The organism is Arthrobacter sp. TMP15 (assembly GCF_039529835.1).
GTDB lineage: Bacteria > Actinomycetota > Actinomycetes > Actinomycetales > Micrococcaceae > Specibacter.
Genome location: NZ_CP154262.1, coordinates 2,445,657 through 2,467,789, shown reverse-complemented (window position 1 = coordinate 2,467,789; position 22,133 = coordinate 2,445,657). Strand labels below are relative to the sequence as shown.

At 60.4% G+C, this 22,133-nt stretch carries 29 protein-coding genes and 2 tRNA genes; 6 read left to right on the top strand and 25 right to left on the bottom strand.

Annotation, left to right across the window (positions count from 1 at the left end):
• Positions 1-7 precede the first annotated feature (7 nt).
• The 23 genes from AAFM46_RS10960 to AAFM46_RS10850 form a co-directional block, all read right to left on the bottom strand.
• A complete protein-coding gene (locus AAFM46_RS10960; RefSeq protein ID WP_343317769.1) occupies positions 8-1,951 on the bottom strand; it encodes a phage portal protein in 1,944 nt (647 codons plus the stop codon).
• A gap of 10 nt (positions 1,952-1,961) precedes the next feature.
• Complete coding sequence (locus AAFM46_RS10955; RefSeq protein WP_343317767.1) at positions 1,962-2,249, bottom strand: hypothetical protein; 288 nt, start codon at positions 2,247-2,249, stop codon at positions 1,962-1,964.
• Positions 2,250-2,258: 9 nt separating this feature from the next.
• Complete coding sequence (locus AAFM46_RS10950) at positions 2,259-3,722, bottom strand: hypothetical protein (protein ID WP_343317765.1); 1,464 nt, start codon at positions 3,720-3,722, stop codon at positions 2,259-2,261.
• Positions 3,706-4,149: a hypothetical protein gene (locus AAFM46_RS10945; protein WP_343317764.1), complete on the bottom strand. Its 444-nt coding sequence runs from the start codon at positions 4,147-4,149 to the stop codon at positions 3,706-3,708. The genes AAFM46_RS10950 and AAFM46_RS10945 overlap by 17 nt, the downstream gene beginning before the upstream one ends.
• Before the next feature lie 175 nt (positions 4,150-4,324).
• Positions 4,325-4,600, bottom strand: a complete 276-nt coding sequence (locus AAFM46_RS10940) for a hypothetical protein (protein ID WP_343317763.1) — start codon at positions 4,598-4,600, stop codon at positions 4,325-4,327.
• A 297-nt stretch (positions 4,601-4,897) separates the two neighbouring features.
• The gene (locus tag AAFM46_RS10935) at positions 4,898-5,635 is read right to left on the bottom strand and encodes a hypothetical protein (RefSeq protein ID WP_343317761.1); all 738 of its coding nucleotides are present in this window, start codon (positions 5,633-5,635) and stop codon (positions 4,898-4,900) included.
• Positions 5,632-5,871 carry a hypothetical protein gene (locus tag AAFM46_RS10930; RefSeq protein WP_343317760.1) on the bottom strand — a complete coding sequence of 80 codons (240 nt, stop codon included), beginning with the start codon at positions 5,869-5,871 and terminating at the stop codon, positions 5,632-5,634. The genes AAFM46_RS10935 and AAFM46_RS10930 overlap by 4 nt, the downstream gene beginning before the upstream one ends.
• Positions 5,864-7,024 (bottom strand): hypothetical protein, encoded by a 1,161-nt coding sequence (locus AAFM46_RS10925; RefSeq protein WP_343317758.1) that lies wholly within the window; start codon positions 7,022-7,024, stop codon positions 5,864-5,866. Before AAFM46_RS10925 ends, AAFM46_RS10930 begins: the two co-directional genes overlap by 8 nt.
• 15 nt (positions 7,025-7,039) lie before the next feature.
• Positions 7,040-7,348, bottom strand: coding sequence for a hypothetical protein (locus AAFM46_RS10920; protein WP_343317756.1), 309 nt, complete (start codon positions 7,346-7,348; stop codon positions 7,040-7,042).
• Positions 7,345-7,602 carry a hypothetical protein gene (locus AAFM46_RS10915; RefSeq protein ID WP_343317754.1) on the bottom strand — a complete coding sequence of 86 codons (258 nt, stop codon included), beginning with the start codon at positions 7,600-7,602 and terminating at the stop codon, positions 7,345-7,347. The genes AAFM46_RS10920 and AAFM46_RS10915 overlap by 4 nt, the downstream gene beginning before the upstream one ends.
• Positions 7,599-7,772: a hypothetical protein gene (locus AAFM46_RS10910; RefSeq protein WP_343317753.1), complete on the bottom strand. Its 174-nt coding sequence runs from the start codon at positions 7,770-7,772 to the stop codon at positions 7,599-7,601. Before AAFM46_RS10910 ends, AAFM46_RS10915 begins: the two co-directional genes overlap by 4 nt.
• Positions 7,769-8,338, bottom strand: a complete 570-nt coding sequence (locus AAFM46_RS10905) for a hypothetical protein (RefSeq protein ID WP_343317752.1) — start codon at positions 8,336-8,338, stop codon at positions 7,769-7,771. The genes AAFM46_RS10910 and AAFM46_RS10905 overlap by 4 nt, the downstream gene beginning before the upstream one ends.
• On the bottom strand, positions 8,335-8,733 hold the full coding sequence (locus AAFM46_RS10900; protein WP_343317751.1) for a hypothetical protein: 399 nt from the start codon (positions 8,731-8,733) through the stop codon (positions 8,335-8,337). The genes AAFM46_RS10905 and AAFM46_RS10900 overlap by 4 nt, the downstream gene beginning before the upstream one ends.
• Before the next feature lie 91 nt (positions 8,734-8,824).
• A complete protein-coding gene (locus AAFM46_RS10895; protein ID WP_343317750.1) occupies positions 8,825-9,544 on the bottom strand; it encodes a hypothetical protein in 720 nt (239 codons plus the stop codon).
• A gap of 129 nt (positions 9,545-9,673) precedes the next feature.
• A complete protein-coding gene (locus AAFM46_RS10890) occupies positions 9,674-10,006 on the bottom strand; it encodes a hypothetical protein (RefSeq protein ID WP_343317748.1) in 333 nt (110 codons plus the stop codon).
• The gene (locus tag AAFM46_RS10885) at positions 10,003-11,427 is read right to left on the bottom strand and encodes a ParB/RepB/Spo0J family partition protein (protein WP_343317746.1); all 1,425 of its coding nucleotides are present in this window, start codon (positions 11,425-11,427) and stop codon (positions 10,003-10,005) included. The genes AAFM46_RS10890 and AAFM46_RS10885 overlap by 4 nt, the downstream gene beginning before the upstream one ends.
• Positions 11,427-11,876, bottom strand: a complete 450-nt coding sequence (locus AAFM46_RS10880; protein ID WP_343317744.1) for a hypothetical protein — start codon at positions 11,874-11,876, stop codon at positions 11,427-11,429. Before AAFM46_RS10880 ends, AAFM46_RS10885 begins: the two co-directional genes overlap by 1 nt.
• Positions 11,876-12,076, bottom strand: a complete 201-nt coding sequence (locus AAFM46_RS10875; RefSeq protein ID WP_343317743.1) for a hypothetical protein — start codon at positions 12,074-12,076, stop codon at positions 11,876-11,878. The genes AAFM46_RS10880 and AAFM46_RS10875 overlap by 1 nt, the downstream gene beginning before the upstream one ends.
• Positions 12,076-12,342 carry a hypothetical protein gene (locus AAFM46_RS10870; RefSeq protein ID WP_343317741.1) on the bottom strand — a complete coding sequence of 89 codons (267 nt, stop codon included), beginning with the start codon at positions 12,340-12,342 and terminating at the stop codon, positions 12,076-12,078. The genes AAFM46_RS10875 and AAFM46_RS10870 overlap by 1 nt, the downstream gene beginning before the upstream one ends.
• A complete protein-coding gene (locus AAFM46_RS10865) occupies positions 12,339-12,878 on the bottom strand; it encodes a hypothetical protein (RefSeq protein ID WP_343317740.1) in 540 nt (179 codons plus the stop codon). Before AAFM46_RS10865 ends, AAFM46_RS10870 begins: the two co-directional genes overlap by 4 nt.
• A 47-nt stretch (positions 12,879-12,925) precedes the next feature.
• Complete coding sequence (locus AAFM46_RS10860) at positions 12,926-13,111, bottom strand: helix-turn-helix domain-containing protein (RefSeq protein ID WP_343317739.1); 186 nt, start codon at positions 13,109-13,111, stop codon at positions 12,926-12,928.
• A 5-nt stretch (positions 13,112-13,116) separates the two neighbouring features.
• Complete coding sequence (locus AAFM46_RS10855; protein WP_343317738.1) at positions 13,117-13,743, bottom strand: hypothetical protein; 627 nt, start codon at positions 13,741-13,743, stop codon at positions 13,117-13,119.
• The gene (locus AAFM46_RS10850; RefSeq protein WP_343317737.1) at positions 13,740-14,108 is read right to left on the bottom strand and encodes a helix-turn-helix transcriptional regulator; all 369 of its coding nucleotides are present in this window, start codon (positions 14,106-14,108) and stop codon (positions 13,740-13,742) included. Before AAFM46_RS10850 ends, AAFM46_RS10855 begins: the two co-directional genes overlap by 4 nt.
• 136 nt (positions 14,109-14,244) lie before the next feature.
• Between AAFM46_RS10850 and AAFM46_RS10845 the strand changes: the two genes are divergently transcribed.
• The 4 genes from AAFM46_RS10845 to AAFM46_RS10830 all read left to right on the top strand — a co-directional run bounded on the left by AAFM46_RS10845 (position 14,245) and on the right by AAFM46_RS10830 (position 17,391).
• Entirely contained in the window at positions 14,245-14,847 is a 603-nt protein-coding gene (locus tag AAFM46_RS10845) for a hypothetical protein (RefSeq protein ID WP_343317736.1), read from the top strand.
• On the top strand, positions 14,844-15,737 hold the full coding sequence (locus tag AAFM46_RS10840; protein WP_343317735.1) for an exonuclease domain-containing protein: 894 nt from the start codon (positions 14,844-14,846) through the stop codon (positions 15,735-15,737). The genes AAFM46_RS10845 and AAFM46_RS10840 overlap by 4 nt, the downstream gene beginning before the upstream one ends.
• A gap of 145 nt (positions 15,738-15,882) precedes the next feature.
• On the top strand, positions 15,883-16,227 hold the full coding sequence (locus AAFM46_RS10835; RefSeq protein WP_343317733.1) for an ImmA/IrrE family metallo-endopeptidase: 345 nt from the start codon (positions 15,883-15,885) through the stop codon (positions 16,225-16,227).
• 30 nt (positions 16,228-16,257) lie between these two features.
• On the top strand, positions 16,258-17,391 hold the full coding sequence (locus tag AAFM46_RS10830; RefSeq protein WP_343317731.1) for a site-specific integrase: 1,134 nt from the start codon (positions 16,258-16,260) through the stop codon (positions 17,389-17,391).
• A 118-nt stretch (positions 17,392-17,509) separates the two neighbouring features.
• On the opposite strand, the gene AAFM46_RS10825 is transcribed toward AAFM46_RS10830, so the two are convergent.
• Positions 17,510-17,582, bottom strand: a tRNA-Lys gene (locus tag AAFM46_RS10825).
• A gap of 81 nt (positions 17,583-17,663) precedes the next feature.
• Positions 17,664-17,736 (bottom strand) — tRNA-Lys (locus AAFM46_RS10820).
• 332 nt (positions 17,737-18,068) lie between these two features.
• On the opposite strand from AAFM46_RS10820, the gene ilvD reads away from it, so the two are divergent.
• Both ilvD and AAFM46_RS10810 read left to right on the top strand, forming a co-directional pair.
• Positions 18,069-19,817 carry a dihydroxy-acid dehydratase gene (gene ilvD / locus AAFM46_RS10815; RefSeq protein WP_343317730.1) on the top strand — a complete coding sequence of 583 codons (1,749 nt, stop codon included), beginning with the start codon at positions 18,069-18,071 and terminating at the stop codon, positions 19,815-19,817.
• Positions 19,818-20,242: 425 nt separating this feature from the next.
• Positions 20,243-22,132 carry an acetolactate synthase large subunit gene (locus AAFM46_RS10810; protein WP_343317728.1) on the top strand — a complete coding sequence of 630 codons (1,890 nt, stop codon included), beginning with the start codon at positions 20,243-20,245 and terminating at the stop codon, positions 22,130-22,132.
• Position 22,133: the final 1 nt, after the last annotated feature.

Below are 22,133 nucleotides of genomic sequence, written 5' to 3'. Positions count from 1 at the left end.
TTACGGGCTAGGTGATGATGACGACAGAGCACTGGCAGCCGGCAACGTCGTCCACGTCGCCACTGAAGGAGCCTGGCCACTTCATTCCGTTGCTGAAATCGTCGTCTATGGACTGCTCTTCGCCGTCCATGGATGTGTGGCTGGCCCGCGGGTTGCCGGAATTGACTTGCCAGCGCTTGGTGGCCTTGGGCTGGGTCTGCCGTGATGCTTCCACCATGGCGAACCCTACGAAGTTTGCCGCCGCTGTCATGCCTGCCTGGGCGGAGCGTGACTCTTCTGCGACGTTGAACACGTGCTCGGCCGCTTCCATGCCGTCCTCGTCGAAGGCTTCCTCCAATGAGGCCAGAGTGGTCGCGTTGACCTGTCCGGCAATACGCTGTGAAACCTTCTTCAGGAACGCCTCCGTGCGGGCCACGCTGTAGGCTTCAGGGTCCATGCCCATGTCCTTCAGCGCCGCGGCCGCCACCGTCCCGGTGACGGACAGGGACTGCTTGAGCAGGTCCTCTGCGAGCTCGTCCTCCCATTGCTTGGCGTCCCACCACGTCGGGGACTTCTCCCGGTATGCGGCCAGCACGACGGCGCGCTGCCGGGAGAAGAACTTGGAGAACACGTCTGCCAGTGAGCCGGCGTGCTCGGCCGGGATCTCCTCATCGGTTGGCGCCTTGATCTCGTATTCGTTGTCCTTGGCTGCCTTCTTCCGGATGAGCGGCATCAGGGCCATGGACTGGCCGCCTACGTTCTGAGTCCCAGAATCTTGCGGCGAAGCCTGCCCGCCCGTCACCACGTTCAGCGGGACGATCAGGTCATCGCCGCCCTCCACGGCATACATGTTCCGCATGGCCCGGGCTTCGTTACGGCTCATCCATGGGCCCCCCACGGCGGCCTGCAGCTGGGCAGCTTGCTCTTCAAAGCTGCCCCGCATCTTCTCCTCAAGATTGAACTCAAGATAGAAGTTGTCCATGCCCCCATAGTCCGGGAACAGCTGAAGCACCAGCTCCTGCACAATGCGCTGCAGCCACGGGCCCAGAGTGTCCTGGTAAAGGTTCTTGTGCTGCTCTTTGATGTTGGAGAAGGTGGCCTTGTCCAGCAGCCCCACCATGGGCGGTGGGATGAAATAGGCCGAGGCGACCTCCTCGCGGGTCAGCTTTCGCGACTCGATGTACTGCAGATCCCGTGCCGTCTGGGAGGCATCGGTGAACTTCATCCCATCCTCAAGGATGGGTGTTCCGCCAGCCTCAGTGCCGCCGCCTGCGTACTGCGAGCGCCAGCCAGCACGGAACCGGTTCCGTGCTTCCTTGGACCAGGCAGGGGCGCCAACAGGGCGTTCCAGATAGCCAGAGGTGCGGGCGCCATTGCGGAACGTCTGGGCCCTCATGCGGGCTGCCTCGTACTCCTCGGCGAGGATTTCGCGGAGCGACTCAATAGGGGAGACCCCGCCGAGGTCGCCGTCCGGGCTGTACCCGCCGATGTAGACCACCTGGTCGCGGGTGTAGATGGCCTTCCCCTTGGTGCCCTGCACCTCGAAGGCTTCGGCCATGAGCCAGTTCTCACCCTTGACGGACCACATGCTCGGAGGGATACGGACCAAGGAGGTCCGTCCGCCGGCCGATATCTTTACGGCCAGGAAGCGCTCATAAATGGCGAGGTCCCTGATCAGTGCATCGAAGAACGTGTAATGGGTTGTCCACGGGTTGGGGCTGTCCAGCATCTGGATCAGTGGATGGTCGGTCACCCGGTGCCTGTCAGAATCGTCCACCCGTTCGAAGAGGTGAAGGCCCAGACTGGCGATGTTGCGGCCGAGGAAATCCACTACCGTGCGGACGCTGCCGTGCCGCTTCCAGATTAGGGCGTACGTGGCGCTGTAGTCCACCGTGATCTGAACGGAGGCCGAGCCTGTGGACACTGCACGGGACAGTGATGTGATCTGCCCGGCTGAAACGATTGCCGCCATGGTGGCCTCCTTACGGGGACTGGGTGAATTCGATCTCGGACCGCTCAACAATGACTTGCCCATCCATGGGGATGGGCTCGTCCGACTGGCCGATCAGAACGGCATCGCGGATGAACAGGAGCTGGGCTTCTTGCCGCACCAGGTAGCCGTCAATGGACTGGCCAGACTTGAGGTTCACGATGATGCGGACAGCCTGCAGGCTCTTCCACCCGCGAGGCTTACGGTGGCCCGGCTGCCAGTAGGCGGCGGATACGCCACCGGCGGCCAGCCCCAGAAGGAGCAGAAGTACTTCGAGCATGCGTTCTCCTTAGACCACCATCAGGTCGTCTTCTTCGTAGGCCGATATGGCAGGTACTTCCACGCCCGCCAGCCAGATCGCCAGCGTGCCGGCTTCCAGCGGGGTGATGTCGTCAGTGGCGCCCTTGCGGCCCAGCGCCCAGCGGTCACCCACCGGCCGCTTCACAGCACCGATGACTGCATCGTCCAGCTCTGCGGCCGGGGTGTGCAGCAGCTCGCCGTCCTTGACCTTGGTCTCCAGGGTGGCGCAGGCGTCCAGCACGTCAGCGGTGGATGCCACGTGCAGGCGGACGCCGGCCTTCTCAAGGTGGGGGATCAGGACAGCGCCAGGGCCGCGCCCGTCAATGACGCACGTGGCTCCGTAGGTGTCTTGCAGCTCCTTGGCCCTGTCCACCACCCAGCTTGTTTTGGGCCCATGCTGCAGCGGCTTCATCCAGGACCCTTCCGGGTTGGTCGCTCCGGCCACAATGGAGGAGCTGGTCAGGTCCATGGACACGGCAATTCCGAATGCCTGGATAGCCAGATCCTCCGGACGGGACAGCCGTTCGCCGTTCTCCCACTTCTTCGGGCCGAACAGCTCCGAGGTAGTGGGGTCATCCCACCAGCCCATCCGCTCACGGCCGAACTCCTCGGGCGGCAACGCATCCCGTTCGCTTTGGACGTACTCAATGGTCATGCCCGTGCCGTTCGCACGCACCCGCCCCAAAAGAGTGTTCGCCATGTACCAGTTTTCTTGGTCGTCCATCTGGCAGCCTTCAAATTCGCCAGGCTCATGGCTGCACTTCTCGTTCGCACAGGCGAGCCGTGGCGCGCCCCACTCGAGATAAACCAGGCGGCGCGAGCTGCCAATCCTTCCGCGGTCCCGGATCTTCCGCAGCGGCACCGAATGGCGCAGCCCGGCACTGGATCCATAGACCACCTGCGGATCAGGACGGGCCGAGAGCGTAGGCAACAGTGCGCCCAGGTGCGCCGGCGTAAGAGCGAATCCCTCATCCAGCACCACCTTGTCTCCGGTGAGCCCTCGCCCTCCGTGCTTGGTGCGTGCCTTGAAGTTCAGGCGGTGACCGTTCTTCAGCTCGATGCCCTCGCTGCCAGAGGCCCGATGGATCTGCTTCACGCGCTTCGACAGGGACGGCGAGCCCATGATGAGGTTCTCCATATCTCGGAACGCTTCCTGCGCCGTCGAGAACTCGTGAGCTGACCAGACAATCAGTTCCTGGTCGGTGATGAAAAGCCAGCCCAGGGCAGCCTGCTTGAACAGGCCTGTCTTCATGTTCTGCCGGCACGCAATGACCGCCGCTTCAAACGCCGTGGACTTGCCGGCCTTGTCGATGCCAAACATCATGTCCAGCGCCAACGCCTGCTCCGGATCGGGAGCGAAGCCAACCGAAGAAGCAAGGTCAGCAACTTCCGGACCGAACGTCTGGTGATATTCCGGCCCCGTACAGTAAGCAGGCTTAACCAGTGATGCCAAGCTTGATGTCACGTCGCCGCCTCAATTCATCCACGGTGTCTTCCTCGACCACAGCGCCTGCGAGCGCAGCATCAAGGGAGGCACTGAGCTGTTTGACCAGGGAGGACACAGCGGAGCCCGTGTCCATGGCGGAGTGATCAATGCGGCGGGCGAGAACAAGGGCCGCTTGCCCCATGACCGTGCCTACGCGCTCGGCCTTTTCAAGCTCGACTCGCACGGCGTCGGCCACGCTGCCCGGTTCGTCGGCGTCGGGGGCCGGTGGGGACTTGCCGTGGGCGGTTTTCTTGGCGGCAGCAGCCTGGACGATGCTTGGCAGGGCTGCCGGCTTGGTTCGGTGGGCCCGAACCCGGCATTGGGTGCTGCAATAGGTGGCTGTCCTGCGCTTTGCCGCGAACGGCTGCTCGCAGGTGGCGCAAATGACCTCCATAGCGGCCCTCCTGACTGACCGGACGGGCGGATCGCGTTACCGTATCGTCGCGTAACCCAGAATCGGTAACGTTACGTAGAAGTCCCGAAAACGTAAATGACTCCAGGCAGAGTCTGGCGTGTGTTATAGTGCCAGAGATTTTGACCCCCCTACCCCTGACGGGCGGGCGGGTAAGTCACCAGATGCGGATGGTCATCTTCCCTCGGCCGGTCCGGGCCGCCACTGCGTTGGCTTGGCCAGCTCGGCGGTTGCAGTCCTGGTGTTCGGGGCCTGTCCAAGCCGTGCGGTCGTCGTTATGGCCGAGATCCCAAGGTGTTCCTGGCTCAATCTCCACGTTGCAGCGGTTGCAGGTCGCTTGTCCGGCCTGAACAGCAGGTTCCCACCGCTTGCGCTCGGCTTGATGCTCGGCACCGTAGCCGCGTTCGGTGGTTGATGCTCTCGGTGTCGCCATGATTCCTCCAGACAGTCAACACATGCCGGCCCGCCGCCCCCTTACTGGAGGGGGAGATGTGCCGGATGGGGCGGCCTCCGCGGTTGGGGTGGGCCAACTGATGAGGTGGCCGGCGCCTGCTCGGCAGGCTGGCCCGGGGACGCCGGGAGTGCCTGCCAGGGAGGGTGGCCGGAGGGGGATGGGTGGGGGTGGGCCTCGCATAGGGGGAGGGGTACAGCAAAGGCCCCGGCGATACCCGCCGGGGCCTTGCATAAATCCTCTGGGGACAGCTATCCCCTCGGAATTACTCTACTACAATCAACGCCCGGGCCGCCGCTTTGCCTGCATGTCCTCGTACACAGTCAGCACATCGCCCGGATAATAGAGCTTCGGCGCCCTCTCTGTGGTCGTAACCCTGTCCAGAACATGCGGCAGCTTCCCATGCTTCACCCAGTTCTTGAAGTCGAACACAGAGACGAGCACTTTGGCCTTGGCCTGCAGGTACTCCCGCACAGCACGCGGCGCCATCGGCTCACCCCGAACCTTCACACTGATCGCGGCCAACAGGTCAGCCACACGGTAAACCTCCCCGCACTCCTGGCACCTCACCGAGGCATCATCGGGACTGGCCACGAGCTGCTCGGTGCACACCTCCGGCTCATGCCCTTCCAACGGCCGGCCACACTCGCCATACACACGGGTCTCCTCCGGACCCCACACCAAGTCCCGGGCCTGCCCCACCCACAACCGTGCCATGAACAACGTCTGCCCGGCTTCGGGGTTCTCCATGGCCTCGGCATGGGCCCGGGCCGGCAGCTGCCCCAACCACGCCTGCAGCAACAGCGCGTCCAAGCTGATCGACGGAGTGGACCCGGCCACGCCACCGGCCCCACCGGCACCCGGCGCCCTGGTCACGCTCGTTCTCCGGAGCGGCCCGACCAGGTACACCCGCAGCACGTCCACATCCTTCAGCAGATCATCCAGCTCGATGATGCAATCCGTGCACAAATACAGGCTCGTGATCCTGTGGCAGTCCGGAGTCGTACACGTCGTCATATCTTCCCCCTCAGATGCTCAATCAACAGTCGCTCCAAATCAAGCGGTACAACCAGCGCCCGGCACTCGATGTACCTGGACAGCGGCAACTTGACCACTCTGAACCGGAACGTCGAGGGTGGCTCATAGCCCAGCTTCGATGCCCGTGCCTTCAACTTCTCCAGAACCTCACGCCGATATAGGAGGATGTCAGCTGTTGGATTCTTGATCGGCAGATGCTCCACCAGGTCAAACATTGGGATTCCCCTTACGGTTACGTGGCCTAGTACGACGGCGGTTCTTCTTCCCTTGGGTGGATGGCTTGGGAATGCCTGATGGGTTGGGCGGTCTCTTCAGTTGAGCTGCAGGTGAGAGTAAGAGATCTGGTCCCCTTCCCTCCCCGTCCCGACCCGGCCCGTCCCTACCCGTCCCGGTAAATCCAGATACTGAACACTCACGTTCTGCTGGATCTACCGGAATCCGCAGATATCTATCAGGTCCATCCGTGGGCTGCTCAGGTGGCGCTGGCGCTGCCGAGTCCTGCCCGGTGCTGCTCGACTGCTTTCCGTCGCCGCTGGGAGCCTCTGAGGGGCTGCTACCAGTGGCCGGGGCCGGCGCTGCGGTTGGTGTTGGGCCGGTGGTGCTGCCGTTGCCCTGGATGGTTGCAGGCCGGGAATGGCCGTTGCCTGCGTGCTTGCCTGGCTGGACGATAGACGCCGGAGGTTTGGGCACCTTGAAGCCGTTGCGTTCACGCCAGTCATTGTTTTCAAGCCACTCACGGGTGTGCGGCGAGTAGTACGGTTTGAGCGGCTCGGGGAGCAGCGGGTAGCGCTTGTCTGCTTCCATGTCGTTGCCGCGGCCGGCGTTGCAGCCGGTGCAGCTCACTACGTACGTGTCTACCGTTGCCTTCTGGCCGGGGACACGGTGATCGTAGGTGCCAGCGAGGCGACCCTTGCGAGCCTTCCAGTTGACGACCATGCCGCAGTAGCGGCAGGCGTCACCGTCGCGAAGACGTATCGGTACTATCAGCGCCGGGTCGGAGTTGTCCGACTTGCGCTGACGCTCAAACTCTATTTCTTCCTTGGTGCGGATATGAATGAAGTCCGGGTCATCAATGACCTTGTAGACCTTTCGGGTGTGGCCGTCCTCGCCGAGGGTTTCCATCTCGACCAGGTAGCCGGCATAGATCCCGAAATCCAGCAAGGCCTTCGCCCTGGACGCCCCGGCCACCGAGACGGCCGTGCCCCGGTTGATCACGTAGTCCGTGAGGTGCGCCGCCGATTGGGTGGCGCACCTCAACACGAACCCGAACAACTCGTTCACTATTCGGTCATCAGCATCCTCATGCTCCAACACCGCCAACACAGTCGGATGATGGGCGGCGGTGTCGCCTATTCGTCCCCAGGGCACGAGGTGCACCTACTTTCATGGTTGAGACCTAAAAATTCTGTTGCGTTCCCTGCCCCGCCAGTCCACTGGCGACGGCGGCCCCTTACCCTGCCGCTGCTTGGCGGCGAGCGCCCGGGCACGTGGCTCGATGGGCAGTGGCTTTTCAATGACGCCGAGGGCCTGCAAGCTCTCGGTGAGTGGGATTAATGCCTTGAAGATCTGGGCGAAGATGTCGTGCACCATGGCTTCGATGCCTTGGATGACGTCCGCGAGCGTCGGTGGCTTGGGTTTGGCTGGCAGTGGGATTCGGCCATCGAGGACTTCGAGGAATAGCTGGTTCGTCATTGGATGCCTCCCAAACCGCGGAACATCTCAGCGGACACAAAGAGTTTGCCCCCACTCCTGAACACGTGGGTTAAGGCGCCGGGTATGGGGCCCACATCCTCTCCAAGCCAGTTGAGGACGTCGGCGAGGCCATGCCGGACTGAGCGAATGGTGTCTTGGGCCAGCGTTGGCTTGAGGGGCAGAACTTGAGTGACGATGATGCGGAGTGCCGTGGAGTCAACCGGCGGGCGGAGATCCGGAAGTGGGTTCGTCATGGTGTGCGTCCGTTCTTCAGCAGGGGCCGGCGCTTGGGTGCGTACCTGCCGCCGCCGTACCAGTCCCAGACGACGCGGTGGGGGAGTGATCCGTGCTCGGCCATGTACCCGTCAGAGAACATTGCCCGGGCGAAGGCGAACGTCGCTGCATTGAGTGTCGGTCGGCTCAAGACGTCACCTCGAACGGGGCCCATTCGCTCTGTGAGATGCCGCGGTCCCGCACGGATTCCATGCGGTACGTCTTCTTGCATTCCAGGCATTGCCAGATGACCCCGCTCGGGTATAACGGGCTGGGGCGAGAACACGTGTGTGCCGGCAGGAGCCCGGTCATATCGGTGCCTTTGAATCCACCCCTGGACAACGGCATGGTGTGGCAGCTACATTGGCACTCGGTGACGTGGTCGTGGGCTTCATCCCAGCCATCGCCAGCACATGACCTGTGCTTACCGTCGCGACAATCCGGATTCATGCGATCACCGCCGAGTAGCGCGGTAATCGCGGCATGAGCAAGGACGCGGCACTGTGCGGCGCGGTATTCGGAGATGCTGGTCAAACCCTCGCCGTGCATTGCTAGAGCGAATGTATCCGCCACTCTTTCCACGGCGGCGTCGTTGGTCAGCAGCGCATCAGAAGCCTGAAGGCCAGCGTCCGCCATTTCATCCAGTGATGATCGGCCCATGGTTTCGCTCCACAGCATCGCTTTGGAAGCAGCTTCTACCCGTTCCCCACGGCTCACTTGGTCCGCTCCCACGGGGTAACTTGGCGGGAGACTAGTTCACCCTTGGGTGGTGTCCTGATGACGTTGCGCTTGGCCCATGCGATGTCTGCTTTGAAGGCGCTTGTGACGGTGGCCTTGTCGCTTGGCTCGTATTCGGTGACGTCATCTTCCCCGTTCCACTGCACGCCCCATTCGGTGGCGCTGTTGTCGGGGTGCGCGGCGAGAGCGTCTGCAAAGTCGTCAAGAATGGATTCAAGGTCGTCCAACATGTGGCCGTAGGCAGACCGTGCGCCGGGCGTGAACGCCTCGTAAGTAGAGAACATTCGGCACTTCGCTGCCAGTTCCTCTACTGCATTTCGTAAATCAGACCTTGGTACCCCATCGGTGATTTCCACTCCAATATCCGCGCTCATGAGATTCCTCCGATGTTGTTCAGTACAGCTTGGAGCTGGGCCGGGGAGCAATGGTCACAGACCCGGTCAGGGTCGTGCGTGCAAGGTGTTGTCATGATCCGTCCTTTACGGCTGCAAGTTTCATCGGGAGCCTGTCTGCCCAGGCTGTTCTGTTAGCCGTGAATGTCTCGCTAACTTGGGCGTCTGCGTGGAGGTACCCGACAAAATGAGGACCGCAATGAATGATGAGGTTGCCGTAGTTATCGGCCGGTTCAATACGGAGCTCTTCGCTATATGCCATAGACGCGGCACGGAACTTGGCCATGTTCGCCGGATGAAACAAAGTGATTGGGACATTCGGTGCTACGCGGCGCTTCAACGCTGCTGCTATGGGGTGCCACAGTCCGGGGATGTCTCGATTGCCGTGGTCAGGCATGGTCAGCTTCACTGAACGCCCACCGAAGAGTGAACCGAGCTCGCGAATCTCCATCTGATGAATACGCTCAGGCTTATCATCCGGAGACTCAGGCGGAACGGTAGAAGTCCTGACAGTTATCTCTAACTGCTTGAACTTGTCCGAGAACAGACTCCGAATGGTACTAATGTCCTGCTTGGACAGGGAGACCCGGCCCATAGTGCCATCAAGCTCTACCAGCGGTATCCGGGCAACACCTGTTGTCATGCCACCTGATGCGGTGGCCACCAATTCCAGATGCTCACTCATCTGCAAATCCACTGTTGCCAAATACCCTGCATCTTGGCCCTGAAACGTATGGGCCGCACAGGCTGCGAGCGCGTTGGTTAGTGCGTCTGCTGGGACTGTTATTTTCATGGGTTCACACTCTCTATGAGCAGCGGCATTCGCCGTTGTGTGGGTCTATGGGTGCCCCGCATGAGTGGCAGCGGGGTGGTGCTACGGGGCGGTCGCGGTTCAGCATGGAGATGTCTGGGTTGTCGGTGCTCATGCGGTCATCTCCCGAGTGGTGCCACGGAGCCAGAGCTGGCCTGCTGGGTGCTGTTGAGCTCGGGCAGCATAGATCTTGCGCTGAGCGTCCACGAACGCGCCCAAGGGTGAGGAATAAGTCAACGGTTCAAGGTCATGACGGACGACCTGCGGGGCGTACCAAACCTGCAGCAACCACTGGCCGTCTGCTTGGCGCCTTACCCCTGCGCGTGGATACCTCAAATCACGGGCGATCGTTGTGGCCATGCTCAACTGAAACTCAGAGAACGGGTGGCGCAGTGGGACAGCTTTCGCGGCCAGTATTTCCTTGTGCCTGGTCACGGGGTTCACTGGGTTACCTCAGTGTCTTTGATGACGGTGACGTCTTCCTCGACACGGCGGTTCAGACCCTCAGTCATTTCTCTACTGGAGTAGGACCCGCCCTTGGTCTTGAACAGCTCCAGCGTGTCCTGTTCTGCCTGGTCAAGGCGGTGACCGAAATGGGTTTGTACCTGCTCAAGCCAGCGCTGACGGTTCGACCAGTCATAAACGGTGCGATCGAAGTTCTTTGCGAACCGCAGCTGCCGGTCAGTGTCCTTGGCATTTGCGTAGGCTGCGGCACGTGCCAGCTGCTTCCACGAGAGCTTCTGTACAGCTGCCTTCGTTCGCGCCAACCAATCATTGCGTTCCTTGCCGTACTCCTTAGCCTGCACAGGGCAATGAATGCTACTAATGTCACCCAAGGTCTCATCATCGAGCTTGGTGATATCCCCCCACAGAAGGTCAAACAGCAATTCCTTATCGGCTACTTCACCGGCCCCGTCCTTTGAAAGGATCTGGTTCGCAATGAACTGGCGCCGCACCTGGTAGCTGACAGATAGTTCCACGTTCAAAGCGCGGAGCTTCTTCTTCTCTTCCTTCTCCACCTCTGAAAGATCAGGCTTGGCCACGGTCAGCGGCCGGTACCACTTCGGTTCAGGGTTATAAGTGCTGTTAGTCCAGTAGTGGCCGGCAGCCACATGCTCCTCGTCGTTGAGCTCTTCGCCCTCGACGTCAGGGACGTGATCCCACTTATTAGAGTAGGTAACGTCCTGCGGGGCTTGCGGGGCCTCCAAAGCATCCATGAGCTGCTGAACCTCAGCCTGTGCATGCTCCTGCTCTGCACGGGCAATCGTCCGCTCCAGGTGCAGCGTGTAGCGCTTATCCGCATTACCAATGGTCTCCACCACCCGGGCATACAAGCCCGGCTGGCCAGCGTCCTCAAGCTCCTGGAGTTTCTTCACACCCTCCAAGTCCAAACGCCCAAACCCATACGCCTGCTGCACAGCCTCCGGTGAGCTCTTTACCCGAGCCTTAGCGATGATCTCCGACTTCGGCTTCTTGAACTTCTTCCCAATAGTGGACTCATTCAAACCCAAATCCAGAAGACGCTGGAAACCCTTAGCTTCCTCTAACGCGGTCAGGGCACGGTGGTTACGGCCGGTGGTCAGCATCGCCTCAACATCGTCCATCTCCCCACGCACTGGTGCATCAACAACGATGCAGGGCAGGAAAGACTTGTCAGCGTTCACAGCCGCCTGACGGCGACGGTGACCATCCTTCACCAGGTAATCACCCTCAAGCTCCGGGTGTGGGTAAACAATCAGCGGAGAGACAACACCAAGAGTGCGGATCTCTTCCGTCAACCGGTCCAAGTCCCCCAAGTCCTCACGAATGTTCGCCTTATTTGGCCGAACCTGACCTATCGCTATCTCTTCAAAACGTGTAGCCATTACTTCCCCACCTCTATGTCGTTATCTACTTGAAGCCCAGCCGCTACCTGCAGCAGAGCCGATTCAAAACCTGAATACTTACTCGCCCTCACGGCATCCCCACGGTCACGGCTCTGTGTAGTCAGGGACGCGAACTCTTCCGCGAGCATCATGATTCTTATGAAGCTCTCAGCCCCGAGCTGTGAAATCTCATCCGCCAAAGGACTGCCGGTAGCCGCCTCTTCCTCGGCACGCTGAGCAGCTTCCGCGTCATGACGTTCCAGCCACAGGTCCAGTGACTTGCAGACCCGCAACGCCGCAATGTAATGCGTTGACTTCACAGAGGCCGTATCAGCTAACAGCAACGCCACCGGCACATCCGCCCAGGCGGCTGCCATCTTCCACGCCAACTCATCTGTTCCCCTAGGGATTACAAATGCTGGGGCCTGATCATTCACTGTCTCCGGCATCACTTCTCCACCTCACGTATGAATCCGAACAACCCGGCCAGCAGCAGTACCAGGCCGGCGGCGTCCAATGAATTGAAAACTGTGATCATTGACCCACCAGCCACAGAGACCAGGGCGCCGGTCAGCAGTACCGGCAGCCACAGGAAAGCACGACGGCGGTTTGCGGCCACCCGCACCGACGGACGCACAACCTCGCCCATCAGAACATCCCTACTGCGGGCTGCTTGGCCGGGGCCGGCTCCACGAGCTCGTACTGCACCCTGGCAGTACCATCGACAAATACCGTGCGGGAATGTATCTCGACCACAATGGCCATGGGCGGGGGAAAGTGCGTGCGGCAAATCGTCACCAACTGCTTCTTCAGCTCGTGGGTGTCCTTGTAGGTGACCTTGCGGATCGGCCGCCAGGGAGCGCCGCCGCCTTTGGGGTAGATCACGGCGTTCCGGGTCTTCCGGTAGCCGCTCATGCCCGACCGTCGGCTATCTCGCTTAGCTTGGCGTTCCGGATCTGCATGGCCTCAGCCATGGTCCGCGGGTGATGGCGCGTCCCGTCGGGCCCGACGTTAACTGTCGAGACCACCAGCGGGCCGTGGGCCAGCCGTTGAAGCTCCGCAGCCAAAGCCTCATCAGGTGTGACTGCCGCCGTGTCCGGCGCCGGGTCCTCGACCACGGGGTTGGCATCGTCGAACCGGGTCTCGGCGTTTCGGGCCAGCCGGGCCAGCGCATGAACGGACTTCTGGAAAGCGTCCGCCCAAGCTACCAACACCTCAAAAGACGCCTGGACCTTGCCGACTTCATCAGCAGCCCGCAGATGACTGATCGCTACGGCCAGACGGTCCTTGTCCCTGTGCAACTGGGCCACGCTTTTGCCGCGGGCGATTTCAACGTTGGTGCGATCGCGGCCCTGGGGGTAGTCCAGCGCGTCGAAGAACATCCGCGACGGGAACGTCGGCAGCTCTGCGGACTTGCCAGCGGGCGCGCTGGGCTTAGGGGAATCACTCACGAGACCATTCCTTATGATTGAGTTTTTACTTGATGGGTACTTGACCGCTAGTCGGCCCGCTGCTCTTCCAACCAGACAGCGACATCCGCCGGGTCATACCGGACCAGGCCGCCCAGGCGCAAGAACCTGGGCCCCTTCTTCGCTGACCTCCAGTTGGCTAACGTGACCACTGGGATCTGCAAAACCTCCGCCAGATCCACCGGCGTCATATACCGGACCGGAGCCTCAGCCATGACCGTCACGACGCAGACCGGGCATCGACGTTGTCCCCGCTGCACTGCAGCACCCCGGGGTGTTTGCGGCGGAATTCAACGGCGGCGGGCAGGCCCTTGGTGACGGTCACTGCGCCGCAGTGGATCGCTTCCTGCAGGGTTACCACTGGATCGCCGCTACCCGGGACCGGGTAACCGTCGAGCTCGTTCTTGACACAGACATCAACCAGCATGTTGATCTGGTTCAAGGGGACGGCCACGTTTTGGTGGCTGTCGTAGATGTCGGCTGCCTCGGCGGCAAGTTCCTTTTCACGCTCGACGGCGGCCGCAGCCTTGGCCGCGCGGCGCTGGGCCGAGGTGAGGTTGGCCCGGAACGGGCGCTCCGGGGCGGGCTGGACCTCGCCGGTTGTCATGTGCTGGCGGCAAACAACCACGACGCCGGCGACTGTAAGCGTGGTGCCGGGGTTGAGGATGCGATAGTTCAGTGAATAGCGGGACCTGGGCCCCTCGGGTGACACCACCACGCAACATACCCGGCAGGCATCGCCATCGCGACGGCGTACCTCCGCCAGCAACACGCCCTGCTCCTGCGAGCGCAACGGGGATGGGAACCAGTTGTCTCCTCCGTCGGCTGTACGTGTCCATGGGCTCATGACGCCACCTTGCTCTCGTGGTGCTCAATGGTGTGTGAATTACTTATCACTTTGGGCATGACTTCATGCTCCTCGAGGGTGAAGTAGTCCTCCCAGTCAACATCTAGGCGCGCCGCGATCAGCAGCGCCAAGTCTTCGCTGAGCGTCTTCATGCCGCCCGTTTCGATTAGGTGAATGGCGTTCTGCGAGCGCTTGACGAGGAACGCCAAGTCGCGCTGGGAATACTTGCGATTCAACCTCTTCCGCCGCAATGCAGCAGGGTCCTTGACCTTCATCCAGGTCTCCTTACGAACGATTGAAAGTGTGCGGCGGGTATGTCGCATGATCAGTATTCCCTTCTTGTTTCGCTTTGACAAGTACATCATGCATTGTTTATCACTAGCTTGTCAACCCGACTAGCGAGGAAACCCGCGCGGGTTCTGCAAAGATGGGGTAGTTACTTGTCAACAAAACATTTTCGGCACTTCCTCAAGTGTCGTTGCAAAGGGAAGAGTCGGCGTCGTGAATGAACCTCAAAGCCTACGAGAGCTGGTTGACCTGGCCGTGGCCAAGCATCAGACCTCAGTGCGCCAACTTGGCAGCATCGCCAAGGCGCATGGCCACAAGGTTGTCTATACAACGCTTGGCCAGATTCGGAGCGGTACCTACAAGTCCACTCCAACGGATGAGACCATCCGTGCGATTGCGTGGCTGGCCGGCGTCAAGGACGAGGTCGCATTCATGGCCGCGGGACAACCCGTCCCCGGTCCTCCCTTTGCAGAGGAACTACCACCAGGTGTCGATAACCTTCCCGCGAAAGCACGGAAGGCCGCGATCGACATGCTGCGGGTCCTCGTTGACATGAACAAGGAGGTGGTGGGCAATGTCGAACAGCATCCCACCCATATGAACCAGGCAGGGGAAAGCCCTGCCAACCCCAAGGCTGTGAAGGTCCCTTATGTGGATCCGCACGCCCACCCAGATGCAGACAGCGCCGGTAACATTCCGTTGCCGGCCAACTACTTCGAACTCGCCGCCGACGGCTCCCGCAACCTGGGCGCCGAGGACGACGAGCGTTGGCAAAAACGCGGCGAAGAGTCGCAGGATATTGAGGGGGACCAATGACGGGACTGACTTTCACCGCGATCGACTTCGAGACGGCCAACGGCCGCCGGGCCTCGGCATGCTCCGTTGGACTGGCTCGGGTTGTGGACGGCAAGATCATCGGGACTGCTCGTAGCCTGATCCGGCCACATGCAGAACATGCAGAGTTTGCCCCGCACAACGTGAGGGTCCACGGCATCACTGCCCAGCAGGTCGCAGGTGCGCCGACATGGGACCAACTCCTACTGCCCGTCATGGCCTTCATCGACGGCACGCCCCTGGTTGCTCACAATTCCTCCTTTGATCAGAGCGTCTTCGAAGCCACAACCGCCATCCATGGTCTTGCAGTCCCGACCCCTGAATTCCTGTGCTCATTGCAGCTTGCCCAGGGACGCATGCAACTGATCGACTACAAGCTGCCCACAGTGGCCGGCTCACTCGGCGTATCCCTCACCGACCACCACAATGCTGCTGCTGATGCGATGGCATGCGCCGGCGTTGTACTTCAAATGGCCCGACTTTTTGGGCAGGACACCATGGAGGGCCTCTGGTCCGCTGCTGCCACTACCAAGGCTTCGGGCCGAAGCCAGCCGAAGGAATGGACGTCCAAGAAGCTGTCAGACCTGCCACAAGCAGCAGCGGACGCCGACGAAACCAACCCGCTGTACGGGCAGGTCTTCGTCTTCACCGGAAACATGGAGACCATGGAGCGCGACGACGCCATGGCCGCCGTCGCTAAGCATGGTGCCAGCTGTGGCAACGGCGTCACGAAGAAGACCACACACCTGGTGGCAGCAACCACCGGGACGGGCAAAGAAGCGAAAGCCCGCACCTACATAGCCGCCGGCCAGGACATAAAGATCATCACGGAGAAAGACTTCCGCGACCTTCTCACCCTGGCGAACGGCTAAGCACAGCCGTGTCATAAACCGCCCTGTGTAGTTTTAGTATCTATGTTCCCGTAGTTTGTCAGAACCTAGGTCTAGTGTCTGAATGATGTTCGATCCTTGGGGAGCGCTTCGGCGGCTTACACACATACACATCAGCTTTGTTCGCATGCCCGACGGTGCCCCTGGGCGCACAGACGGTCTGCGAGTAATCTGGTTGGATAGCAGACTCCAGCAAGACGAGCGGCGGTGCACACTGGTGCACGAGCTCGTCCACATGGAGCTGGGGCATGCCGGCTGCCAAGCGCCGAGGATTGAATACGAGGTCCGCGCCGAAACCGCGCGACGCCTCATCCCCATAGAAGCACTCTGCACACACGCTGCCTGGGCCGCCTCCATTGATGAGCTGGCCGAAGATCTCTGGGTCACCCCTGAAGTCGTCACCGACAGAATCCAAACACTCACGCCCCAAGAAGCAGCACAGCTGTCTCTTGTCGAGCACCAAACACGCTAACCCTTCCGGGTTGATCAGACAGGACATGCCATGCGAGGCAGGCCAAAACTCCCCATCGGGGCTCACGGCGACATCAACGTGGTCAGAGTCGGCAACAGCTGGCAAGCGCAGTGCCGCTACCGGGACACGGACGGCGAGACCAGGCAAGTCACCGCCTCAGCCCCGGCCCAGGGCAAAGCAAAACTCCGACTCCAAGAGAAGCTGAAGAACCGCGGCCGCGTTGGCGGAGAGGACATCACCAGGCACACCACCATCGCCCAGCTGGCCCTGCTGTGGCTCCGCACGCTGAGCCAGTCCACAGCCACCGCCGACCAGTACCAGGACAAAGTAGACAAGCACATCGTCCCCGCCCTGGGAGACCTCGCAATCCACGAAGCCACCACAGGCCGCCTAGAAGCCTTCCTGCGAGCGCTGCAGGCAAAGACCCCTACGACTGCCCGCATGACGCGCACGGTGCTGTCCCTGATGTTTGGCATGGCCGTCAGGCATGACGCCATCACGGTCAACCCGGTGGGGGAGGTGCTGATGGTCGCCCAAGAGAAGAAGAAAGTCACCGCGCTGAGTGTTGACGAGGTTCAGGCTCTGCGGGCTGACATCGAACGGTGGGCCAAAGAACGTCCCGGGCGTGACCAGGTGCGGGACTCGGTGGATGTCTTCCTGGCCACCGGGCTGCGGCCGGGGGAGTTGCTGGCGCTGCGGTTCAGTGACATTGACTTCAACGCCAACACCATCGAGGTCACGGGCACGGTGAAGCGCGACTCAGTCAAGGGTCTGCACCGGCAGGACTATCCCAAGTCGGAGTCCGGCGAGCGCATTCTCACGCTGCCGTACTTTGGCACCAAGGTACTCCGGCGCCGGCGGCTGTCGGCGAAGTCTGACCTGGTCTTCGCCAGCCGGTCTGGTGACCTCATGGAGCCGTCTAACTTCCGCCGACAGTGGCGTGACGCGCGTGGGGAGAAGTGGGCCTACGTCCAGCCGCGAAGCTTCCGGAAGGCAGTGGCCACACTCATCGAGCGCGAGTCCGGCTCCGTGGCTGCCTCGCTGCAGCTGGGCCACAGCTCGGACGCCGTGACCAAGAAGCACTACATCGCTAGGGATAAATTGGCCCCGGACGCGAGCTCGACGCTGGACAAGTGGGTCACGAAACGACCCGCGAAGGCCTGATTTTTCACCAGAAGTCACGGAATAAGCGTGGAATAAGCGTGGACCTGGAGCATTAAGCGTTAAATAAAAAAACCGCTCCAACCCCGGCGCTTGCCAGTGTTGGAGCGGTTTTACCCTGTGCACCCCTCCGGACTTGAACCGGAAACCCATTGATTAAGAGTCAATTGCTCTGCCAATTGAGCTAGGGGTGCAGACTATTCTTATGTATTTCTCTTTGCAGTAAAAAACCGCACCAACACCGGTTGTTACCAGCGCTGGAGCGGCAATACCAGTGCACCCCTCCGGACTTGAACCGGAAACCCATTGATTAAGAGTCAATTGCTCTGCCAATTGAGCTAGGGGTGCAACTTTCACCGCGTAGAAGCACTTCGGTTTGTGTCCATCGTGTTCCTCGCAACGACATGAAACTATACGGCCTTTTTGGTTCCGTGTGAAATCGAAGTCTCAGCTTTTGCCGGTTTTGAGTTGTGTATCACACTAAATCTCCCGCTCTTCCCTGTGAAGACACAGGTTTAGGTGCAGAAAAGCCACCATAAAAGTTTCCTCCACTCCGCGTTGGGTCCTCTCCGTTGAACCCTGCGCGTGGCCTACTGGCTTGTGTCAACTTTATGAAGCGCGGCAGGGGAACAAAGTTTAATGGTGGCCTCTGTCGCTACTTCAGCCATAGAATGGCGCTCATGAGTGTGAATATCAATTCAGCGGAATCATCAGAGGGCATCATCCGTACCGCCGATGGCAAGCCGGACATCAAACCCCGGAGCCGGGTTGTTACGGACGGTATTCATGCCGCCCCAGCGCGCGGCATGTTCCGTGCTGTGGGCATGGGAGATGACGATTTCAGGAAGCCTCAGATTGGTGTGGCTAGCTCTTGGAATGAGATCACGCCCTGCAACCTCTCCCTGAACCGCCTTGCTCAAGGTGCCAAAGAAGGTGTTTTCGCAGCCGACGGCTTCCCCATGCAATTCGGCACCATTTCGGTCTCCGACGGAATCTCCATGGGTCATGAGGGAATGCACTTCTCCCTAGTTTCGCGTGAGGTCATTGCCGACTCTGTGGAAACGGTCATGATGGCTGAGCGTTTGGACGGCTCCGTGCTGCTGGCCGGTTGCGATAAGTCCTTGCCCGGCATGCTCATGGCCGCCGCCCGGCTGAATCTTGCCAGCGTCTTCCTCTATGCCGGTTCAATCATGCCCGGCTTTGCAAAGCTGGAGGATGGCACGGAGAAGGAAGTCACCTTGATTGACGCCTTCGAAGCCGTCGGCGCCTGCGCCGCAGGCACCATGAGTTTGAAGGATCTTGACGCCATTGAGCGCGCCATCTGCCCCGGCGAAGGCGCATGCGGTGGAATGTACACAGCAAATACAATGGCCTGCATCGGCGAAGCGCTAGGCATGTCCCTGCCAGGCTCCGCCGCCCCGCCAAGCGCCGACCGCCGTCGTGACATGTATGCGCGCAAGTCCGGTGAAGCCGTGGTGCACCTGCTTGAAAAGGGCATCCGCGCCCGCGACATCATGACGAAGAAAGCCTTTGAAAACGCCATCGCCGTCACCATGGCATTTGGCGGTTCCACCAATGCCGTGCTGCACTTGCTGGCCATTGCTCGCGAAGCCGAGGTGGATCTGAGCCTGGATGACTTCAACCGGATCGGCGATAAGGTCCCGCACCTGGGTGATCTCAAGCCTTTTGGCCGCTACGTGATGTTCGACGTCGATAAGATTGGCGGTGTGCCTGTGATTATGAAGGCCCTGCTCGACGCCGGCCTCCTCCATGGTGATGCTCTCACCGTTACGGGCAAAACAGTTGCCGAGAATCTGGCTGAGATCAACCCGCCGGATCCAGATGGCAAGGTCCTGCGGGCTATGGATAACCCGATTCACAAAACCGGTGGAATCACCATTTTGCACGGTTCCATGGCACCGGAGGGTGCCGTCGTTAAAAGTGCCGGGTTCGACCTTGACATCTTTGAAGGTACCGCCCGTGTGTTTGAGCGTGAGCAGGGTGCCCTGCAGGCTTTGGAAAAGGGCGAAATTCAGGCCGGTGACGTGGTCGTTATTCGCTATGAAGGCCCCAAAGGTGGGCCGGGGATGCGAGAGATGCTTGCCATTACCGGTGCCATTAAGGGTGCCGGGCTGGGTAAAGACGTTCTCTTGCTCACCGACGGCCGGTTCTCCGGGGGCACCACGGGGCTGTGCATTGGCCACGTTGCCCCTGAAGCGGTCGACGGCGGTCCCATCGCTTTTGTCCGCGACGGGGACAAGATTCGTGTTGATATTGGGAATCGCAGTTTTGACCTACTGGTTGACGACGCCGAATTGGAGTCCCGCAAAATTGGTTGGACACCATTGCCGGCCAAGTTCACGACAGGCGTTTTGGCTAAGTATGCAAAGTTGGTCAACAGCGCTTCGACGGGCGCCTATTGCAGCTAGAGGTAAGCGCATTCCTCCCCGTAGAGTGGCAGGTAGGGAGCTACTTTACGGGGTCCCGTTCGTGACCATCCGAAGCACCTGCCCACAGAGTGGACTTCGGGTCCATATAGTGAGACGGTATCGTTCGCTGTTTGACACTTAAGCGTTGAAAACGGGAGACTTACACACATGCAACGAAAGCTTCCAAGCGTCATTAGCTAGCGCGTGAGGCGAAATGACCGCACCCATGGTCATGGCTCCAGTGGCGTTCTCCAATGAGAGAACTTCACGACACGTGCATACCCCTCGCTGAGAGCCTTATGGGCTGAGGGGTTCTTTTTGTTTCCACCACCAGCGGCAACTCGTATAACTGCGTTCGGCACCCAGAACTGAACGCAAATAAATAAGAAACACCTAAGAGCATGAGTTTCCCGAAGGAAGAACCGATGAGTAAAGGAACGCCCGGCAGCCCATCGCTGATGGCAGCCAAATCCTCTGGACACGGTGCCCAAGCCAGCACCACTTCTGGCGCAGTGAGCACCCTCAAGCCAGCCTCCGACGTCGTAGGTCCCAACAATGTTGTGGCACCTATTCAGATGACAGGCTCCGAAGCGCTTGTGCGTGCCCTTGAAGAGCTTGGTGTCAAGGACATTTTTGGTTTGCCCGGTGGAGCCATCCTTCCCACGTATGACCCGCTCATGGCATCTTCCCTCAATCACGTTCTTGTGCGACACGAACAAGGCGCCGGTCACGCTGCCCAGGGCTACGCACAGGTCACAGGCAATGTTGGTGTTTGTATTGCGACTTCCGGCCCCGGTGCCACCAACCTTGTAACGCCCATCATGGACGCGCACATGGACTCGGTTCCGTTAGTGGCTATCACCGGCCAGGTATCCAGTTCAGTCATTGGCACCGATGCTTTTCAGGAAGCAGACATTGTTGGCATCACCATGCCGATCACTAAACACTCCTACTTAGTGACTGACCCCAATGACATCCCTCGCGTTTTGGCCGAGGCATTTCACCTCGCCTCCACCGGGCGCCCCGGCCCCGTTCTGGTTGACGTGGCCAAGGACGCCCAGCAAGGCCAAATGACCTTTTCCTGGCCGCCAGTCATTGACCTGCCCGGCTACCGCCCGGTTTTTCGCGGCCATTCCAAGCAGTTGCGTGAAGCTGCCCGGTTGATCCGTGAATCAAAGAAGCCGGTACTTTATGTTGGCGGGGGAGTCATCAAGGCCAACGCCGCCACCGAGCTCATGGCACTGGCGGAACTCACTGGTATCCCCGTCGTCACCACTCTGATGGCTCGCGGAGCATTCCCGGACTCGCACCATCTGCACGTTGGCATGCCCGGCATGCACGGCGCCGTTTCCGCAGTCACGGCACTGCAGCAGTCAGATCTGCTGATCACCTTAGGCGCCCGCTTCGATGACCGCGTGACCGGCGTGCTCAGCAGCTTTGCACCGCATGCAAAGGTTATCCACGCAGATATTGACCCTGCGGAGATTTCCAAGAACCGCACGGCCGATGTGCCGATCGTGGGGTCTTTGAAAGAAATCATCCCCGACCTGACCGTCGCACTCAAAACGGAGCTGGACGCCAACGGCACCCCGGATCTGGGTGATTGGTGGGCATTCCTGGGCAATCTGCGTGACACGTACCCGCTGGGCTGGACCGAGCCCGAAGACGGGCTTATGTCTCCTCAACGCGTCATCTCCCGCATCGGAGCATTGTCAGGTCCCGAGGCTGTGTATGCTGCCGGAGTTGGCCAGCACCAGATGTGGGCGGCGCAGTTCATCAAGTACGAGCGTCCCCGTTCCTGGCTGAACTCAGGAGGCGCTGGCACCATGGGGTACTCGGTGCCTGCTGCCATGGGAGCAAAGGTTGGCAACCCCGACCGCGTTGTCTGGGCAATTGACGGTGACGGCTGTTTCCAGATGACCAACCAGGAGCTGGCCACCTGCCGGATTAACAACATTCCGATCAAAGTTGCCATCATCAACAACTCCTCTTTGGGTATGGTGCGCCAGTGGCAGACACTGTTCTACAACAGCCGCTACTCAAACACGGACCTGAACACCGGCCACGACACCATTCGGGTCCCTGACTTCGTCAAGCTTGCTGAAGCCTATGGCTGTGTTGGTCTGCGCTGCGAACGCGTTGAAGACATTGACGCCACCATTGAAGCGGCCTTGGCCATCAATGACCGTCCAGTGATCATCGATTTCGTTGTTAGCCCGGACTCCATGGTTTGGCCTATGGTGCCCTCAGGTGTCAGCAATGATCAAATTCAAGTTGCCAGGAACATGACCCCAGTGTGGGACGAGGAGGACTAGA

Excerpts from the sequence above, each read along its gene's own strand:
- AAFM46_RS10960 (WP_343317769.1), bottom strand. The coding sequence starts at position 1,951 with ATGGCGGCAATCGTTTCAGCCGGGCAGATCACATCACTGTCCCGTGCA.
- AAFM46_RS10955 (WP_343317767.1), bottom strand. The coding sequence starts at position 2,249 with ATGCTCGAAGTACTTCTGCTCCTTCTGGGGCTGGCCGCCGGTGGCGTA.
- AAFM46_RS10945 (WP_343317764.1), bottom strand. The coding sequence starts at position 4,149 with ATGGAGGTCATTTGCGCCACCTGCGAGCAGCCGTTCGCGGCAAAGCGC.
- AAFM46_RS10940 (WP_343317763.1), bottom strand. The coding sequence starts at position 4,600 with ATGGCGACACCGAGAGCATCAACCACCGAACGCGGCTACGGTGCCGAG.
- AAFM46_RS10935 (WP_343317761.1), bottom strand. The coding sequence starts at position 5,635 with ATGACGACGTGTACGACTCCGGACTGCCACAGGATCACGAGCCTGTAT.
- AAFM46_RS10930 (WP_343317760.1), bottom strand. The coding sequence starts at position 5,871 with ATGTTTGACCTGGTGGAGCATCTGCCGATCAAGAATCCAACAGCTGAC.
- AAFM46_RS10920 (WP_343317756.1), bottom strand. The coding sequence starts at position 7,348 with ATGACGAACCAGCTATTCCTCGAAGTCCTCGATGGCCGAATCCCACTG.
- AAFM46_RS10915 (WP_343317754.1), bottom strand. The coding sequence starts at position 7,602 with ATGACGAACCCACTTCCGGATCTCCGCCCGCCGGTTGACTCCACGGCA.
- AAFM46_RS10900 (WP_343317751.1), bottom strand. The coding sequence starts at position 8,733 with ATGAGCGCGGATATTGGAGTGGAAATCACCGATGGGGTACCAAGGTCT.
- AAFM46_RS10895 (WP_343317750.1), bottom strand. The coding sequence starts at position 9,544 with ATGAAAATAACAGTCCCAGCAGACGCACTAACCAACGCGCTCGCAGCC.
- AAFM46_RS10885 (WP_343317746.1), bottom strand. The coding sequence starts at position 11,427 with ATGGCTACACGTTTTGAAGAGATAGCGATAGGTCAGGTTCGGCCAAAT.
- AAFM46_RS10880 (WP_343317744.1), bottom strand. The coding sequence starts at position 11,876 with ATGCCGGAGACAGTGAATGATCAGGCCCCAGCATTTGTAATCCCTAGG.
- AAFM46_RS10875 (WP_343317743.1), bottom strand. The coding sequence starts at position 12,076 with ATGGGCGAGGTTGTGCGTCCGTCGGTGCGGGTGGCCGCAAACCGCCGT.
- AAFM46_RS10870 (WP_343317741.1), bottom strand. The coding sequence starts at position 12,342 with ATGAGCGGCTACCGGAAGACCCGGAACGCCGTGATCTACCCCAAAGGC.
- AAFM46_RS10860 (WP_343317739.1), bottom strand. The coding sequence starts at position 13,111 with ATGGCTGAGGCTCCGGTCCGGTATATGACGCCGGTGGATCTGGCGGAG.
- AAFM46_RS10855 (WP_343317738.1), bottom strand. The coding sequence starts at position 13,743 with ATGAGCCCATGGACACGTACAGCCGACGGAGGAGACAACTGGTTCCCA.
- AAFM46_RS10850 (WP_343317737.1), bottom strand. The coding sequence starts at position 14,108 with ATGATGTACTTGTCAAAGCGAAACAAGAAGGGAATACTGATCATGCGA.
- AAFM46_RS10840 (WP_343317735.1), top strand. The coding sequence starts at position 14,844 with ATGACGGGACTGACTTTCACCGCGATCGACTTCGAGACGGCCAACGGC.
- AAFM46_RS10835 (WP_343317733.1), top strand. The coding sequence starts at position 15,883 with ATGCCCGACGGTGCCCCTGGGCGCACAGACGGTCTGCGAGTAATCTGG.
- AAFM46_RS10830 (WP_343317731.1), top strand. The coding sequence starts at position 16,258 with ATGCGAGGCAGGCCAAAACTCCCCATCGGGGCTCACGGCGACATCAAC.
- ilvD (WP_343317730.1), top strand. The coding sequence starts at position 18,069 with ATGAGTGTGAATATCAATTCAGCGGAATCATCAGAGGGCATCATCCGT.
- AAFM46_RS10810 (WP_343317728.1), top strand. The coding sequence starts at position 20,243 with ATGAGTAAAGGAACGCCCGGCAGCCCATCGCTGATGGCAGCCAAATCC.